This window comes from Salmonella bongori NCTC 12419 (assembly GCF_000252995.1).
Lineage (GTDB): Bacteria > Pseudomonadota > Gammaproteobacteria > Enterobacterales > Enterobacteriaceae > Salmonella > Salmonella bongori.
In genome coordinates this window covers 2369130-2384805 of sequence record NC_015761.1, presented here as the reverse complement: position 1 = coordinate 2384805, position 15676 = coordinate 2369130, and the positions used below count along the sequence as shown (strand labels likewise).

Here is a 15676-nt window from a genome sequence, read left to right as displayed (position 1 = left end):
GATGTAATGCGCGTAATGCTTGTTTGTTTGTCTTTACTATGCTTCGTTACTGTTGAGGCAGCCGCTAAAATAACAAGTACGACGATTAATCTCTCTGTTAAGTTTCGCGAGTTTACATGTAATATTGCATCCAGCAGGGGAAGTAATTTAAGTTTTGGTAATGTTAATATCACAACTTTAACTCTTACTGAGGGGCCTGAAATCGAATCCGATCTGACGCTAACATGTCGTCTTGATACCTCCATGCCAGAGTTAATCGGGAATAATGCGATTAGTGCTTTACAGTCAGCGAATTTACGTTTCTCTTCCCCCGCGAGTACGGCGGGTACTGGAGGTGATTTTTTAGATGCTGGGCATAACGTTGCTATTCTTCCTTTTTTTAATAACGCCCGGATGCAATTCAACGCCGACTATAATTTAAAAAACCTGAGTGGTTCTGGATACAAAATAAAATTTAAACTCGTAAAAAAAAGCAGCAACGGAACAATCTCCTCAGGGACAGTATCCGTAGTGCTTAATGCTGAGTTGACCTATACATAGGATACAGTGATGCTAAAAACAATTATGTTTATATTACTGCTATGTAGTCATGGTGTATTAGCTAAGAATAGTAGTTTAAGCATAATCGTGGGGGCAAATCTTATTAATCCCACATGTACATTAAATGCTCCCACAGAACTTAATTTTGGAGATATCAACAGAAATGATTTTTTAAACGGTAGCCAGAATTTAAGAACCAGAGCTTTTGATATTACTGCTTCTTGCCATAATGTTTCACGAGTTGAGCTGATGTTCGTTCCGCGAAATGGCACGGTAAGTGGTAGAAATAATGCTGCATTAACCAGTAACGCCAGTGTAATGTACACAATTTCATTACCTGGTTTAGGGAGTAATAATATCGATTTTAATAATAAAATAGTTTGGCCATCGCCAGGAACGACATCCGTCAGGATGGTCCTGGGTACGAACGGTACCTTAACCAAAGGGGGTTTCAATACCTCTATGACGATTCAGTTAACTTATATTTAAATTAAAGGTGTTATATGAAAAATATCATTCCAGCTGTTGTTTTGTTGAGTGCAGCAACAAATGTATATGCAAAAACTGCAGATACGTCTGTAGCGATTAAAGCCAACGTTACAGGAGCAACCTGTACCATTGTACCAACACCGACAGAAATTAACTTTAATACTCTGACCGCAGCGGACATTGGCCACAACAAAATTAATGCCAAAGAAGTTAGCCTTGCACTGAACTGTGACTGGATTGCTAAACAGGTCAAAGTGACATTCACCCCTACTGACGGAACCGTTACCGGTAATGCCAGTGTGATGCGCTCAGGTAAGACGGGGTTAGGATTTAAGTTACAGTTTGCTAACACCACTTCGGGCACATTGACTGATACACCTTTTGGTGTACAGCAAACCTGGGCAAATACGTCGTCAACGGCATCACCTTATGGCTTAGGGGGCAAAATTGCGCTTAAACCTTTCTATATTACTGGCGAAGATATTGCGGCAGGTAATGTTAATACCAGCCTGGCGATCAGCGTTCAGTATGATTAAGGTTAAAATATGAAAAGAATCCTACTATTAATGTCAGTCTTTTCTCCCTGTTTAATGGCATCAACGGCAATGGTTAATGTCCCAATTAAGGGAACCATAACGTCATCGACCTGCTCTTTTATGGCTGATACAGTAGTGAATTTTGGTTCTGTCACCGCGTTAGACATTAATAATAACACCGTTCCGGAAAAAGATATCAATATGAAGATTGATTGTGACTGGAAGGCAACGAACATGAAACTCTCGTTTATTCCCCGTGCGATCGTTGTGGGTGACAATAAAACGATGCAATCAGGCCTGGCTGGGGTCGGTTTTAAATTGCCCTTACTGCAGTGGTTGGGTTTACAAAACTTATCATTCAATACTGAACATACCTTGCCTGCCACTGAAATACCTAATGGTGGCGGTATGAAAGCTCTGCGGCTTAAAATAAAGCCTGTAGCTATACCTTCAGAAAATATTGCTATTGGTAATATTGATACAACGCTAATTATTCGATTATCTTACGATTAGTTATATTTTACGGGAGTTTAAATAATGCCATTTATTATGTGTTTTTTTGTCGTGGTACTTTTTGTTCACAGCGTAAATGCCAGGGCGACGGATACTGTCGTGAATATAAATGGCGCAATTACAGAAGCGACCTGCTCTATTAGTATCTCTTCTGAGGTCAACTTTGGTCCCATCACTACACATGATATAGTTGCTGGTAATATAGAGAAATCAATTAACTTTACACGCAACTGTGATTTGACGGAGGCAAATACTCAGATGAGGTTCGTTCCTACGCTGGGAATCGTGTCAGGTCAAACTCACTATGGTAAGTCAATAATGAAATCAGGGTTGAATGGTATTGGTATCGGTATAGTGAAAATGGGGCTTTATGGTGTCCTGAATTTTAATCAGGATTATCCATATGGTGAAAAAGTCATTGATTTAAGGTTTAAGTTATTGCCCATCCAGGCAGAGGAAATAGCAGCAGGGAAAATTAACACATCCATTATTTTAAGGCTGACCTATGATTAGAAAACTGCTTTTGTTTTGCTCAATGATTGTACTGTTATCAATGTATTCGCTAGCCGCGGTTGCCGGTGGTACGACATCAAATATTGGGGTGAAAATGAGAATTACACATGCCAATTGTATTGTTAATGGCGGAACAGGTTTTTCTGGGACATATAATTTGCCGCTAATGAATGACCAGGGGAAGATCATTGACCGCATCAGTTACACGGATGTACCACTGATAATCGATTGCACTAAAGGTGCTAAGCTCGGTGCGTTAACGATTTCATTTACATCAGCCAAACCTGGCTTTCAGAATGCAGCGAATGGTTTAATAAATACTACTATGGCAAACATCGCCCTTCTTATCCGATGGAAGCGTAATGGTGAGCGGATAATCGATTTATCTAACACTACAGATTTGCTGGCGATGAAAGATGCAGAGGTGCGATCGGGCGTATACGACAGTTCGCTAAAGGTTTACCCATTAAACTTAAATCCAAGTGCCACCTCATTAGCACCGGGACGTTATCAGGCTGACTTGACAGTTAATATCACGTATTACTAATTTGTTTTAAGTGTAATGTTATTAAATAATTCCCGGCCAGGGAAGGAAAAGCAAAACTTAGATGGATTATATATGTGGTATATTTATGAGTAAGAACTATGATATAAAATGGCGAGTCACTCAATCAGTATGTATAGATGAAGGATATTATCTTCTTACTCTTGACAGTAGACTGCTGAAAATAATGGCCATGGTATTATCAACACACCCTGTCAACGCTACTGATATCTTATCTCCAATTAGAGGAGGTCATTATGTCATAAACTACACTACTACTAAACTAGTTAAAATTATTAGTACAACTGAACTAAATTCTACGGAGTGGAAAGCGCTTGCTTTATGATATTTCATATAAATATTTGGTGCCCTGAAAGACGAGGATCCTCTAATACTGACAGACCATACTCACGGTAACTGAACGGGCAGAACCGGCGCGAGGCTTTTGCCCACAGTCCCTGTCGATGCAAGCTGGCCGCCACGGTTTTTATGTTATACACCCGCCCCTGAGCACGAAGCTCATCCGTCAGGCGTGGCGCACCATAGCGCTGTTTTGCGTTACTGAATGCTTCCCGGACGACGTTATCACAGACAAGGCGGAACTGCTGACGCCGGTTTATCTGATGACGACGCTGATGCCAGACGTACCAGCCACTACGGGCGACCTGAAGTACACGGCACATAGCCTTGATAGTGAACTCAGCCTGATGTTTTTCGATGAAGACATACCTCATTTCAGGCGTTTCACGAAGTATGTCGCGGCCTTTTGGAGAATGGCCAGTTCCTCCTCCCGTTCTGCCAGTTAACGTTTCAGACGGGCGATTTCAGCGGACATTTCCTGTTCGCGTTCAGAAGAAGAGAGCTGATTTTGCTGTTTGCTTCGCCAGTTGTAGAGCTGTGATTCATACAGGCTAAGTTCGCGGACGGCAGCGGTCACCCCAATGTGTTCAGACAGTTTCAGTGCTTCCTGACGAAACTCAGGCGTGTGCTGTTTGCGTGGCTTTTTGGTAGTCGATACAGGCTTTGTCATGTGAGTCACCTCTGGTTGAGAGTTTACTCACTTAGTCGCATGTCCACTATTGCTGGGTAAGATCACTTTTGTGTTATGACCGCAATATACACATTGCTGGCTGGTAAGAGAGTACCGCGACGATATGTTCATCGACGTACCAACATATCGTAGTGTTTATAGGTGCTATTCGCTGGAAATCGTTAGACATCAAAAACGCTGCAAGGCCTTGTGTGGTGCGGGTTTGCTGGGATTTGTGAGAGGCGGGTAAAAGCGGTCATGGTGTCCCCTGCAGGAATGATTAAGCAAGGTAACATCATGACTACTAATGATATTTATGAGTTGTGTGTTTGAATGGGATACATTGAGGGATATTAAGCAGAATGGCGGTAACGGAAGGAAGGGCATTACCGCCAGTGGAATTTTATGCGGCGCTGTGTGGCCTGAATGTCACATCGCCACGCCCGGCCAGGAGTCCTTCAATAGAAATATCCTCATTGAGGCTATCCCAGTGAATACCACGGCGGCTTAACTCAAAGTCGTTTCGCTCATCAGCGCTGGCGTGCATTAATTTGGGAAACCATGCCAACGGAACACCCAGCGTGCGGGCATCGCTTAACTCTACCCACATATTGTATTCGTCGAACTTTACGTTCTTAGGCGAAATAGTCATTCCACGCCTCCATTAGTCGTTTGCGATTTTCTTCAACCACGCCCACCAGTTCCTTCAGATCGCGAGCATTAAAACCATCATTACGCGCCAGCAGCACTTCAGGTGTTAGCCAGAATTTTGCCTCACCATCAGTACCGCGAACGTGAATGTGTGCCGGTTCGCGGGGGTCTCCCTCATTCGAATAGAAAAAGAACCGATACCCCTTAAATCTTAGTATGACAGGCATAAATAAGCTCTTAATATTTGGTTAATTGATTCGATTCAGGGACTGCTTCGCATACAGCAGACCACCAGCTATCGACACAATGAAATCATCAACATAATCATCAAGCCCGTACCACAGGCTTTGCTGTGCTATCCCTTCATGTAAAGGATAAATATCAAGGGTTTCAAGAGGCGAAGCATCTTCAGGTATCTCGCCATCAGGATAGGCTTCGGCGTAGTCGTCTGGGTCTGTAAACCGCCAGAATTCTTCATGTGTTATACCAGAATTCGCAAAGGTCATCACATTGGTAATGCAAGCGGCATCTATCAGCGCCGTCACTTCCTGAATGATAAGCCCGGCGATCATCGTTGGTAATCGTTCTGTATCTATACCGTTGATGATTGTCTGCGCGTATTCTCTATAGCGTTCGTCAGTGCCACGGTATCTGTATTCTTCAATAAAGTCAGCAATCAGGCAAAGTGAGTCAGAAATCTCGCGCCTGTCCTTCTCTGCACTTCTCCTGAAGGGGATAGACATCAGGTCGGTAAGGATATTCAAAAAGTAAGGCTTAAGCCCGCTAAATCGAGCTGGTAGCGTTTCTACGGCGTTTTTTATGTATGCCTCATATTTCTTTTTACCCTCAGCATTAAGCACATCACGAGCGGCTATAAGGTTCTGCCTGACGAATCCTAACCCTGAAAGGTACTCCGCTAACATTTCTGTATTACGGTTACTGAAAAAAGCTTTGATGGCGTGGGCGCGGATACCGAGCGCATTATTAGGTGCCGCATCGAACTCACGGACGGCAAACGCTCGTGCATTTTCCTGAATTTCGCGAAGTTGCCGCATTGAGACTTTGAGTTTTTGCGCTGCTTCGGTGGTTGATTTTGTGAATCTGGTATCGCTCATATATTTGGGGCTATCAGTCAGCATGGTACTTCCTTGGCGGTGACGGAAAAGGACGTTCAATTCTTAAAGCGGTAAATGGTAGTTTTCCCGGCTTTAATGCCTTTGGACGCCAGCTCGGAAACGATTTGCGGATAACTCAGGCCATCCGCCCAAAGAGAAGCGATTAAATCACCGTGTTCGAATTGAGGCCGACCACAATGCACGCCCTCAGACTTTGCGCGAGCGATCCCCGCATCGCGGCGTTCGGCGATGATACTTTTTTCCATCTCAGCAAAACCGGCCATCATGTGAAGCATCATTTTTCCGGCTGGCGTGCTGAGATCGAACCCCTCCCGGAGGCTGACGACTTTCACGCCTTTATCTGCCAGCGTCTTGACCGTTGTCAGCACGTCAACGGCATCGCGACCGAGGCGGTCAATTGCAACCACCACGAATACATCCCCCTTACGCGCCATTTTTATTGCTTCATTCAGTGCGGGGCGCTTGCTGGCAGGAATGCTACCGCTTAATCCTTCGTCGCAAAATTGAAAGTCTGCTTCTACCGCGTAACCAGCCGCCTCTATTTGCTGAATCTGGTTTTTTGCGTTCTGTTCGTCAGTGGATACGCGTAGGTAAGAGATAACAGCCATTTCATTTGCCTTTTGTTCGTAAAGTCATTCCGTAAATTATATGAGTTCATAAATGCTAAATCAATCTTTACGAACGATGCGGTATGGATTTATTATGCTGTTCGTAAAGGGGTTCCTTTACGAACTCATGATTTAATTGAGGAAGAAAGCGGCTGTTAATTAAAATTCAGAAGGACGCTAGTCTTGCTTAGAACTTTAGCGAAACGCTCCGAGGCTGCGCATAATATCGCGCCCAGCAAACAGGGCAAAACACGCTAATATGGAAGACATGGCTTTTTGTTTCTCTAGTGAGGCTGCGTCATCTTTATGAAGAATGTGATCTAAATACTCTCCTGCAATGATAAGCCCTGCGGCAACACCCTCTATCTCTTGTAACGCCAGTTCCTGAAGCTGTTCGGTTACGATTTGCTCTTGCTCATCAATTTCCATTTGTTCCGATCCTTTTTGAATTATGCATCGGCAGGTTAGCACCAGTGCTTACGCTTCAGCAATTAGCCTTGTAAAAATAAGATTATGTTCTTCCCCTTTTACCCACACACAGCGTTGGAACTCAGCGCCGCAAATATTCGTTAAGTCAGTGGCGGGAACGGAAAAGGGGGGGTAAGGCATTGGCTCAGTATGCCATTTGTCTGCACAGGAGCTGTTTTGTCTGCATAGCGGGCGTTTTTGTCTGCAAGAATTGATTTCCAATTAGATCTTTTGAATAACACTCAATTCTACATGCAGACATGCAGACAATGCAGACAACAAAAAATACCTATATACGTACAAGCGATAGTGTGGCGCTGTATTAAAAATACATGGAGCACGTCGCGATAGTTTTCTCAAACACGGAAAAACGCATGTCTGCATTGTCTGCATTGTCTGCATGTCTGCATTGTATTAAATATGTATATATAACATTATGTTAAGCTTTTTTTTATGCAGACATCATGCAGACAAAACAGCTCCTGTGCAGACAAGCGCATATTAAATGAACAGATATGCTCGCTGTTTTGTATGCAAAGCGACCGAAAAAATATTTTTTGGCGAACCGAACAGATATGGATGTAGCGCAGCGCGAAAATTCAGCCCCATTCCGTTAGGGCTGTATTTTTCTTTTGGGTGTTTTATAGAGGTGAGGTTGTTAGGGGGAGTCAGCCGACAAGATAGAGGGTTAAGCCTCTGTTATTTCCTCTGGGGCTGATATTTTTATCACCCTTACATTAGTCGTCGCTGATCCGCTTCTAACTCTTCGCTGCACTGTTCCATCTCTTTCGCCACGCGCATCCGTTGGTGTTTCGTGATAGCCGTACTTGGTGAGTATCGATAGCAGGTCTCCACCAGACATACCACAAGCCTCTTTTGCCGCGTTATTAAGTTGTCGCTTATTGAGATAGAAAACCGGGCGGCATTCATCATCGTCGCCAGATTCAACCATATCAAGCCATCCTGCTGACTCATCGCCGCCGCGCTGAAGGTTGGCCTTATTGCCCTCTCTGGCTATAGCTCCCATGCGGTTGATTGCGCCCGTCAGATAGTCCCAAAGCTCGACAGCCGCGGCCATGTCCCGCGCATGGCCTACATCATTGCTTGCCATCTCTGCAATCATGTTTTCCTGTACAGCTTCAAAAATTTCATCTTCGGTGTAACCGGTGATACCTGCTGACATAATCCCGGCCGCATAAACTACGCTGTACAGGGAATGCGCCCTGACTTTATGTCCCTCACGTGCGTTCATTGCTTCGGAATACTGCTCGCGCATCAAGTCTTCAAACTGCATTGAGTAGGTTTTTAAGTTAGCTTGAACGCCGTCCCATCCAAGCTTGCTCAAATGATTTAGCCATTCCACGCCCGCTACGCCGTTGTATAACAGCATTGCAGACGTTAGCGTGCTGGCGTAACTCCTTATGTCACAACAACCTTTAAGGTCTTGCGGTTCAATAAACGGTTGCTCAATCAGACGCCCTTCCGCGCCAGCTTTAAAGCGGTGTTTTTCTTTTTGCCACAGTTCGTCAGCAATCGTCTTTTCCGCAGTCATCAGGCAAATGGTACTAAACGAAGTTACTGGCAGATTTTTCCCGTCCTGACCGCTACGGCCTTTGGCCTTACCGTTGGCAATTGAGTAAACAAGGTTCTCAAAATCGGCCCCGCGAAGATTGGGCATTGCCGACAGGTCATCAATCCGCATCGCGGAGCCACTGGAGTTCACCGCGCTGTTAATTATCGCTGTATAAGTGGCGTTCGCACTTTCGGTGAGCTGGTCAGGGTTGCCCCATAAGCTTGCGCCAAGCTTCATAGCCAGTGTTTTACCTTTACCGGAATGCCCGTAAATATTTACGGTGATGCCCTCGGCCTTGATTGAGCCGTTACGGACAGGAAACAGAACGGACGCCAGCTCTAGCAGGATTTGAAATACGAAGCCTGCATTGTCTTTGGTCAGATTAATGACATTAGACCGATAATCCTCAATATTTCCTGCGGGGACGCATTTGTATTTGCTATCGATAGGGTTATCTAACTCAAACAGTACATTTTCAGACAGATATGTCTTGCCTGCTTGTGAGACATAAAACTTTACTCCATCGTGTTCATGCCATCCGGGAGCGGATCCATATATTGCGGATGGCAAATTTTGCTCAACAAGATAAGCGTTGCGATAGAAATCAATGTAAGCCCCATCCACAACGACTTCTGAGCCGAGCGACCTTAAAGCGGCGGCGAGGCGTTTAGCATCGCTTGACCATGGCAAAGAAACGCGGCGCGAAGAATTGCCGATATTTTCAAAGGTGATATACGCTTCATGCTCTTTGTATCCCCTCAGCACTGGCCTAACTCCACGTAAAATCTCGGAGGTTCTGGCGTGTTTAAATACCCCGGATTGTCCGTCCTCACCGCGTCCGGTTGTCGGGTCTACCAGCGCGATTGATTTATCCTCACGTTCGACGATGAAATCCGTGCCGTCTGGTTGCTGGTCTTGCGGCGTAACCTTGTCGGAATAGTATTTTTTGTAGTGATCGGGAATACGGAATTTTGCAATGTTTACCGTGGCAGGGATGCGCGGAACACTAGCAACGGGAAGGCTTACTGGTGATTTTCCTGTCGTTACATTTGAAGTATTGCTATCCCATGGATATGGATTACTATTTGCACCGTTATTTTGAGCTGTACCCGATAAAGCCTCTTGCCCGGAGGCTTTTTCTTTTTTGGCCTTCTCCAGTGCGCGGTTAAATTCCTCCGCCATCCGTTCCACCCCTAGTTCCATGCGTACATCGTCCCAATCCTGTTTCTTTCTGCCAAGGCATAGCGGGGCAACCACCAGCCCACCAACGGCTTTAGCGGCTTCATTAGCTTTTACTAGTCCCGTGTTAGGTTTTGGCTTGCCGTTCGCGTCTACATCGCTGGGCGCGTGGTAGTCGTTATCTGCGGCTATAACAATCTCAAGCGCCGGGAAACGATCTATAAAGGCCGTAGCGACGTTTTTAAGGTTTGAAGCAGATATGGCAGCTACTACACGTGAAAATGGCGCACAGATCGACACAGATCGTCCTGTGGCGTATCCCTCGGTAATGATGAGGGTGTTTGCTTTGTCATTTGGCTGTATGTCGATAAACGCACCGGAAATTGGCGCATTCTTCATTAGGCTTTTGTGTCGTGGCTGTCCTTCATTATCTACAGCGTTTGGTGCGGGTAGGTATTGCACTGAACGGTCACGATTATCAATGTCCGTCAGACGTACTACACCATCACCCCGCGCGGTAACGGGAAGAACGCAATCTTCAAAGCCTTTATCCTTGAGGTACTCGCATTCCGATAGTTTTGCTTTGTCCAGAACGTCCCGAACTCGCGGCGTGGCGGCTGCAATTTGCTGCTTCTCCAGTTCTGCGGATTCGCGCTGGCGCTGTTCAAGGGCTTCTTTCTGTTCCCGCTCTCTTTTGGCTCGCTCCTCGGCCGTTGGGGGCGAATAGCTATCATCGGCAGAGAAGAAGCCTAATCCCATACGCTCATCCACCAGCTTAGCGGCCTGACGTATTAACGATCCGGATACACGCTCATCAGATGGTGCACCTAGCTCTTTACGTGCAATTAAGTCGAGTACGCCGAATCCGTAGCCCTTAACGCCGCACGTACAAATGTAAGTGCCTGCGGCTGCGCCGGTCATATGAACCCGGAACTTAGCTTTGCCGCACAATGGGCACTCATGTTCTTTAGTGGATTGTTCGCAGGGGATTGAAAACGCCGCGCAAGCGGCGGCGTAGTTGGTTTTCATCCAGTGCTTAACGTTATCGAGGGCGCTCATTTGCATTTCCCCCGAACGGGTTTGATTTTCGGAGTTCTTATGGTAACGCCAGCTCTTTTTTGCTGGTTGCGACGACTCTTTTTCTGACTCCGCTTCTCTCCCGTTTTTGGCTCGTAATCAGTGGTGAAATTATAATTTGCTGATGCGTAGGAGTGCGTCCCCTTGTTCACAACATACACCTCACGCAGTTCAACGGGTACTCCGTCTGGGACTGCATCAATCGCCGCAACATGGAGATTTTTGGCGTACAGAGTAATGGTCTCGCCCGCACAACCACCAGCGATACAGTACGAATCCACACGAAAGCGGCGGGTCACACCATCAGAGGCCGGGGAGGTTTTACCTACGAACTCACCAACCAGCGATACAACCACCCCCGGTGCTTTACCGTTTTGAGCATGTTTTTTTGGGCTTGCTGATACGGAAGAAGGGCGGTTATTCATTTGGATGCCCCTTCTACTACGCCGGAACCGATACGCTTTGCTGTTTCAATCAGGTAGTTTTCTACGTCCTCGGTGCGCCATACGCACAGGCAAGGAGAAATCTTTACCGACGCCGGAAAGTTGCCCTTTTTCATTTCGGCATAAATCCATGAAGTAGAGCGCCAGACCATTTCACGAACTTCGTTAATGCGAATATGTTTTTTAGTGGGGTCAAAAGGTTTGTGTTTGAAGTTGATAGCGGTAGCAGCCATTACAAAGTCCCCCCGTTCTGGATAACACCAGCGAAAGAGAGCACGTATTGGCGGCTTGCAGACTGGCGGGCAAGGCGTTCGGTTGCGGCTGTGATGTGCAGCATTACCGGGCGGCTTGATTTGAGGTTTGCACGCTCAACGGCGGCAAAAATAAAGGTTTTAAGGCGTGAGTGGGCGTTGATAGCCATAGAGGCGATCTCCTTTGACAGTGATTTTAAATCACCACAAATCGAGACCAATCGATTGGTGGTGAACTGATTGCAGATTGGTCTTACCGGTGTCAAAGGATCCCGGCGCTTCGTGAGAAGCTCCACAACCAGCCCACCATTGAAGGCGTGCTGATGATTAGACAATAAAAAACACGCTTTGGCGCGTGTGTTATCGCCTTTGACATTTTCCGGGAGACCAATCCCGACACCTGATTTTGCAGGTGCTTGATTATGATGCGCTAAGCGCAGGTGAAGTGTCAACATTGAATACCCCTCTTTCTAATTCCAATTCGATGGGGGATATTCTCAATTATTATTTTATGGAACAGTTTTCACCACTGGCGTGAAAAGTATAATCATCTGTTTTTAATGGCATTTATGATACGTTTTACCGTTGATGAGCTTACCTTAATATTGGTATCTCGTATTGATTCTTTAGTTTCACCGGAGTCAATCACAAGTATGCATTTACAAAATGCTTCCAAATTGATAGGACTATGAAATTCTGGATGTGCCTCCCACAATTCAATAATTAGCCTATCCCTCTCATTTTGCTTTGCTGTTTTATTTTTAGTCGATCTCCTGATGTGCTCTACCGTAGCGCAATGCCGGATGATGTCTAGCGTTTTTTGGAATGATAATTCAAGTGCAAATCTGTCTGTCATATCTTGGATGTTTACAGGCTTGATGGTTCGGCTATTGGTATCAAATGGCCTGTTCCAAATTTGCTGAAGAATTGCGGCGCTTTTGGGGTCAAATCCGGGGGTTGTTACCATACCGTTGCAGTCCACCAGCTTGAATATGGCTTCAATATTTTTCCTGTTCTCAACTTTGATTATCTTCGCCATATCGACAACCAGACAGCACAGGTCGATAGACGAGAATCCCGCCTCGTCCAGAATCATAGCTACTTCGTAATCAGGATAATGGCGATATTTGGTCTGTAGCTGTTCAAGCCAGAACTCAGCACGGCAATCTCTTTCAACGTGTCTGTTTAAGTCCTCTCCGCTTTGGCATTCGTGCAGATTTTGTTTGTATACGTCGAGCCTGTCTTTTTCTTCCGAAAGCTCATACTTAAGGTTGGCAATTTTCACCTCCGATTGGGCTATTCTGTCTCTATGATAATCTTCGGGTGTGGAGATCTGATTGCCATGAGAATGCGTAGCATCGTCGACATTGGCGGCGTAGGCTGAGTTGGTTGATTTATCCTTGCTCCCTGCATTCAGTCTCTTTTCTTCAGTGTTGTATGCTTCTTGCGCACGTACTGCTGCTGCATATGCAGCTCTCATTTGCACGCGAAGGTTTACAGCCACCAGTTTTTTTTGTTCCGCTGTTTCTTTCAGTGTTTTTAATGTATCGGTCATAGTATTCGCTGTTACGGAATAGGGTGGTTATTGGGTTTTGAGGCTTTGTAAGTGATCTGCATACCACTGCATCATCTCTCTACGGCCTTCCAGATACTGCGCCCGGTTGTACGTGCCGCGAATGGTATTTTTATCGACGTGAGCGAGCTGTAGCTCTATCCACGCGCTGTTAAAGCCTTTCTCATGCAGAATGGTGCTCATCATGTGACGGAATCCATGCCCGGTGAGCTTTTCTCCGTAACCGCATCGCTTAATAAGCTGGTTCATAGCCATATCAGACATGGGGCGGGTAACGTCATTTCTACCGGGGAACATCAGGCTGTAATTACCACTGATGGCTTTAACGGAGCGAAGCAGTTCTATAGCCTGTTTAGACAGCGGCACGAGGTGAGGGCGGCGAGCCTTCATACGTTCGGCAGGGATCTCCCACAGGGCGTTATCTATATCAATCTCTTTCCATTCCCCTTTGCGTAGTTCGCCGGGGCGTAAGCCGGTAAGCATCAGCAGGCGAACGGCAAGGTTAACCATAATGTTCCCGGTGGTTGCCTCCAGTGCTGTGAGGAATGCAGGAAGATCGGCGGTATCGAGAGAAGCATAATGCCCGCGCTGAAAGCGTTGCATAGCGGTGGCTAAGTCGCGTGCCGGATTATACTTGGCTCTCCCGGTCACAATGGCGTAGGCGTACACCTCACCACAGCGGCGGCGTACTTTGGTGGCGAGTTCATTAGCGCCGCGATCTTCTATCTTACGCAGCAGGTCTAACAGTTCCAGCGGCTGAATATCCCCGATAGGGCGTGCGCCCAGCACTGGGAACACGTTGCGCTCAAACAGGCGTTTTGTATCGTCAGCATAGCTTTCCGACCATGTAGCCTTTCGCGTGGCCTGCCATTCAAGGCAAACGCCCTCAAAGGAATTGATAACCTTACTGGCCTCTTTCTGTTCCCGGCGTTCGTCTACAGGGCTGATACCTTGCGCCAGCTTTGCGCGAGCCTCAGCGGCTTTAATACGCGCTTGCGAGAGGGATATCTCAGGGTAGGCACCCAAAGATAGACGGCGTAACTTACCTTCACGACGGTAACGAAAGCGCCAGAGCTTGGAACCCTGAGGTTTTATGATAATGAACAAACCGGAACCATCTGAAAGGGTGTAGTCCGTCTCACCGGGAGCTGCATTTTTAATCTGAACATTAGTTAAGGCCATAAGTATCTCTCCCGAAGTTCTAACAGGATGAGAGTAACGAAAAGAGATACTTTTGATCGTGGCTTAAGGTGCTATTCGCTGGAAATCGTTAGACATCAAAAACGCTGTAAAGCCTTGTGTGGTGCGGGTTTGCTGGGATTTGTGAGAGGCGGGTAAAAGCGGTCATGGTGTCCCCTGCAGGAATCGAACCTGCAACTAGCCCTTAGGAGGGGCTCGTTATATCCATTTAACTAAGGGGACAACGCGGCGCCAGTATAGCGTTTTTTGTTTCCCGGAGTAAGTCTGGCACCACCTGACTGGTTAAACCGTCGCCACTCAGCCCTGCTTTTCCGCTTTTTTCCGTTCCTGCTCCAGGCGTTCACCGCGCCGCCTCGCTTCTTCCTTACGCTTATTGCTCATATCGTTGCGGATCTGCGCGTGGCTCATCAAGGCGAAAATAAAAGTGCCGCCGCAGATATTTCCGGCAAGTGTGGGAAGGGCGAAGGGCCAGAGAAAGTCGCTCCAGGGCAGCGTGCCGTTGAAAACCAGATACAAAATTTCAACAGATCCTACGACGATATGGGTGGTATCGCCTAATGCGATAAGCCAGGTCATCAAAATAATGACCACAATCTTTGCTCCGCCTGCAGCAGGAAACATCCACACCATGGTTGCGATGATCCAGCCTGAAATAATTGCGTTAGCAAACATCTCCGTTGGGCTATTTTTCATGACCTCCATACCAATTTTGACGAAGGCGTCGCGGGTTTCCTCATTAAATATGGGCATATATTCAAACGCCCAGGCCGCAATCCCGGTACCAATCAGGTTGCCTAACAGGACCACACCCCATAAGCGCATCAGCAATCCAATATTACTCAGTGTGGGATTTTGCATTACCGGAAGTACAGCGGTAACGGTATTTTCAGTAAATAATTGCTGGCGGGCCATGATGACAATAATAAAGCCAAAGGTGTAACCGAGATTTTCCAGCAAAAAACCGCCGGGAACGCCTTCAAGCTGCACGTGAAAAATCCCTTTTGCCAGCAGTGACGCCCCCATCGAAAGGCCTGCGGCAATGGCTGACCAGAGCAAGGCCATCGCATCGCGTTCCATCTCTTTTTCACCATCCTGGCGAATATGTTCATGAATCGCCATGGCGCGGGAGGGGAGACGATCTTCATCCACCTCTATTTTTTTTCCACTTTGTTTTTCTTCACTTTCTACTTCCAGATCGCTGCTGTGTTGGTGAATTTTGTCGTCGTTAAGGCTATCCATGATGCTCTCTTGTGATTAACATATATTGATAAAGCGTAGCGGCTTTTGATTTACCCAGGCGGGGTCATTCTCCGAAAAAATAAAAATAATCACGCCCGTTTTTATCTGTTTCG

General features: G+C 46.4%; 19 protein-coding genes, 1 tRNA gene and 1 pseudogene. 7 read left to right on the top strand and 14 right to left on the bottom strand.

Annotation, left to right across the window (positions count from 1 at the left end; genetic code table 11):
- Window positions 1-6 precede the first annotated feature (6 nt).
- The 7 genes from SBG_RS11255 (at window position 7) to SBG_RS23470 (ending at window position 3481) form a co-directional block, all read left to right on the top strand.
- On the top strand, window positions 7-540 hold the full coding sequence (locus SBG_RS11255; RefSeq protein ID WP_001265512.1) for a hypothetical protein: 534 nt from the start codon (window positions 7-9) through the stop codon (window positions 538-540).
- Window positions 541-549: 9 nt separating this feature from the next.
- Window positions 550-1029 (top strand): fimbrial protein, encoded by a 480-nt coding sequence (locus SBG_RS21850; protein WP_024135077.1) that lies wholly within the window; start codon window positions 550-552, stop codon window positions 1027-1029.
- Window positions 1030-1043: 14 nt separating this feature from the next.
- On the top strand, window positions 1044-1565 hold the full coding sequence (locus SBG_RS11250; protein ID WP_000789492.1) for a fimbrial protein: 522 nt from the start codon (window positions 1044-1046) through the stop codon (window positions 1563-1565).
- Between the two features lie 9 nt (window positions 1566-1574).
- Window positions 1575-2078: a fimbrial protein gene (locus SBG_RS11245; RefSeq protein ID WP_015702949.1), complete on the top strand. Its 504-nt coding sequence runs from the start codon at window positions 1575-1577 to the stop codon at window positions 2076-2078.
- 24 nt (window positions 2079-2102) lie between these two features.
- The gene (locus SBG_RS11240; RefSeq protein WP_001115870.1) at window positions 2103-2591 is read left to right on the top strand and encodes a fimbrial protein; all 489 of its coding nucleotides are present in this window, start codon (window positions 2103-2105) and stop codon (window positions 2589-2591) included.
- Window positions 2584-3138, top strand: a complete 555-nt coding sequence (locus SBG_RS11235) for a type 1 fimbrial protein (protein ID WP_000619784.1) — start codon at window positions 2584-2586, stop codon at window positions 3136-3138. The genes SBG_RS11240 and SBG_RS11235 overlap by 8 nt, the downstream gene beginning before the upstream one ends.
- Before the next feature lie 61 nt (window positions 3139-3199).
- The gene (locus SBG_RS23470) at window positions 3200-3481 is read left to right on the top strand and encodes a hypothetical protein (protein WP_043942397.1); all 282 of its coding nucleotides are present in this window, start codon (window positions 3200-3202) and stop codon (window positions 3479-3481) included.
- Window positions 3482-3518: 37 nt separating this feature from the next.
- On the opposite strand, the pseudogene SBG_RS21845 reads toward SBG_RS23470, so the two are convergent.
- The 14 genes and pseudogenes from SBG_RS21845 to SBG_RS11155 form a co-directional block, all read right to left on the bottom strand.
- A pseudogene (locus SBG_RS21845) lies at window positions 3519-4165 on the bottom strand (IS3 family transposase); the annotation flags it as partial.
- 403 nt (window positions 4166-4568) lie between these two features.
- Complete coding sequence (locus tag SBG_RS11215) at window positions 4569-4817, bottom strand: DUF2442 domain-containing protein (RefSeq protein WP_000155975.1); 249 nt, start codon at window positions 4815-4817, stop codon at window positions 4569-4571.
- The gene (locus SBG_RS11210) at window positions 4801-5043 is read right to left on the bottom strand and encodes a DUF4160 domain-containing protein (protein ID WP_015702947.1); all 243 of its coding nucleotides are present in this window, start codon (window positions 5041-5043) and stop codon (window positions 4801-4803) included. Before SBG_RS11210 ends, SBG_RS11215 begins: the two co-directional genes overlap by 17 nt.
- Window positions 5044-5064: 21 nt before the next feature.
- Entirely contained in the window at window positions 5065-5955 is an 891-nt protein-coding gene (locus tag SBG_RS11205; RefSeq protein ID WP_000954542.1) for a hypothetical protein, read from the bottom strand.
- Between the two features lie 32 nt (window positions 5956-5987).
- Window positions 5988-6560 carry a recombinase family protein gene (locus tag SBG_RS11200; RefSeq protein WP_000268496.1) on the bottom strand — a complete coding sequence of 191 codons (573 nt, stop codon included), beginning with the start codon at window positions 6558-6560 and terminating at the stop codon, window positions 5988-5990.
- Window positions 6561-6755: 195 nt separating this feature from the next.
- Window positions 6756-6989, bottom strand: a complete 234-nt coding sequence (locus tag SBG_RS11195) for a hypothetical protein (protein ID WP_000401815.1) — start codon at window positions 6987-6989, stop codon at window positions 6756-6758.
- A gap of 727 nt (window positions 6990-7716) precedes the next feature.
- Window positions 7717-10839 (bottom strand): DUF927 domain-containing protein, encoded by a 3123-nt coding sequence (locus SBG_RS11190; protein ID WP_001274943.1) that lies wholly within the window; start codon window positions 10837-10839, stop codon window positions 7717-7719.
- Complete coding sequence (locus tag SBG_RS11185) at window positions 10836-11282, bottom strand: hypothetical protein (RefSeq protein WP_001065274.1); 447 nt, start codon at window positions 11280-11282, stop codon at window positions 10836-10838. Before SBG_RS11185 ends, SBG_RS11190 begins: the two co-directional genes overlap by 4 nt.
- On the bottom strand, window positions 11279-11533 hold the full coding sequence (locus tag SBG_RS11180) for a helix-turn-helix transcriptional regulator (protein ID WP_000741566.1): 255 nt from the start codon (window positions 11531-11533) through the stop codon (window positions 11279-11281). Before SBG_RS11180 ends, SBG_RS11185 begins: the two co-directional genes overlap by 4 nt.
- Complete coding sequence (locus SBG_RS23175) at window positions 11533-12006, bottom strand: host cell division inhibitor Icd-like protein (RefSeq protein WP_000956739.1); 474 nt, start codon at window positions 12004-12006, stop codon at window positions 11533-11535. The genes SBG_RS11180 and SBG_RS23175 overlap by 1 nt, the downstream gene beginning before the upstream one ends.
- A gap of 92 nt (window positions 12007-12098) precedes the next feature.
- Window positions 12099-13106: a hypothetical protein gene (locus SBG_RS11170; RefSeq protein WP_000132670.1), complete on the bottom strand. Its 1008-nt coding sequence runs from the start codon at window positions 13104-13106 to the stop codon at window positions 12099-12101.
- Window positions 13107-13133: 27 nt separating this feature from the next.
- The gene (locus SBG_RS11165) at window positions 13134-14306 is read right to left on the bottom strand and encodes a tyrosine-type recombinase/integrase (RefSeq protein WP_001229363.1); all 1173 of its coding nucleotides are present in this window, start codon (window positions 14304-14306) and stop codon (window positions 13134-13136) included.
- 165 nt (window positions 14307-14471) lie between these two features.
- Window positions 14472-14546: transfer RNA gene (locus tag SBG_RS11160), tRNA-Arg, on the bottom strand.
- Window positions 14547-14621: 75 nt separating this feature from the next.
- A complete protein-coding gene (locus tag SBG_RS11155; protein ID WP_000377762.1) occupies window positions 14622-15563 on the bottom strand; it encodes a formate/nitrite transporter family protein in 942 nt (313 codons plus the stop codon).
- Window positions 15564-15676: the final 113 nt, after the last annotated feature.

Bases quoted from the DNA above. Each gene is read 5' to 3' on its own strand.
- SBG_RS11255 (WP_001265512.1), top strand. From the start codon at position 7: ATGCGCGTAATGCTTGTTTGTTTGTCTTTACTATGCTTCGTTACTGTT.
- SBG_RS23470 (WP_043942397.1), top strand. From the start codon at position 3,200: ATGGATTATATATGTGGTATATTTATGAGTAAGAACTATGATATAAAA.
- SBG_RS11215 (WP_000155975.1), bottom strand. From the start codon at position 4,817: ATGACTATTTCGCCTAAGAACGTAAAGTTCGACGAATACAATATGTGG.
- SBG_RS21850 (WP_024135077.1), top strand. From the start codon at position 550: ATGCTAAAAACAATTATGTTTATATTACTGCTATGTAGTCATGGTGTA.
- SBG_RS11250 (WP_000789492.1), top strand. From the start codon at position 1,044: ATGAAAAATATCATTCCAGCTGTTGTTTTGTTGAGTGCAGCAACAAAT.
- SBG_RS11210 (WP_015702947.1), bottom strand. From the start codon at position 5,043: ATGCCTGTCATACTAAGATTTAAGGGGTATCGGTTCTTTTTCTATTCG.
- SBG_RS11200 (WP_000268496.1), bottom strand. From the start codon at position 6,560: ATGGCTGTTATCTCTTACCTACGCGTATCCACTGACGAACAGAACGCA.
- SBG_RS11155 (WP_000377762.1), bottom strand. From the start codon at position 15,563: ATGGATAGCCTTAACGACGACAAAATTCACCAACACAGCAGCGATCTG.
- SBG_RS11190 (WP_001274943.1), bottom strand. From the start codon at position 10,839: ATGAGCGCCCTCGATAACGTTAAGCACTGGATGAAAACCAACTACGCC.
- SBG_RS11245 (WP_015702949.1), top strand. From the start codon at position 1,575: ATGAAAAGAATCCTACTATTAATGTCAGTCTTTTCTCCCTGTTTAATG.
- SBG_RS11205 (WP_000954542.1), bottom strand. From the start codon at position 5,955: ATGCTGACTGATAGCCCCAAATATATGAGCGATACCAGATTCACAAAA.
- SBG_RS11185 (WP_001065274.1), bottom strand. From the start codon at position 11,282: ATGAATAACCGCCCTTCTTCCGTATCAGCAAGCCCAAAAAAACATGCT.
- SBG_RS11195 (WP_000401815.1), bottom strand. From the start codon at position 6,989: ATGGAAATTGATGAGCAAGAGCAAATCGTAACCGAACAGCTTCAGGAA.
- SBG_RS23175 (WP_000956739.1), bottom strand. From the start codon at position 12,006: ATGTTGACACTTCACCTGCGCTTAGCGCATCATAATCAAGCACCTGCA.
- SBG_RS11180 (WP_000741566.1), bottom strand. From the start codon at position 11,533: ATGGCTGCTACCGCTATCAACTTCAAACACAAACCTTTTGACCCCACT.
- SBG_RS11240 (WP_001115870.1), top strand. From the start codon at position 2,103: ATGCCATTTATTATGTGTTTTTTTGTCGTGGTACTTTTTGTTCACAGC.
- SBG_RS11235 (WP_000619784.1), top strand. From the start codon at position 2,584: ATGATTAGAAAACTGCTTTTGTTTTGCTCAATGATTGTACTGTTATCA.
- SBG_RS11170 (WP_000132670.1), bottom strand. From the start codon at position 13,106: ATGACCGATACATTAAAAACACTGAAAGAAACAGCGGAACAAAAAAAA.
- SBG_RS11165 (WP_001229363.1), bottom strand. From the start codon at position 14,306: ATGGCCTTAACTAATGTTCAGATTAAAAATGCAGCTCCCGGTGAGACG.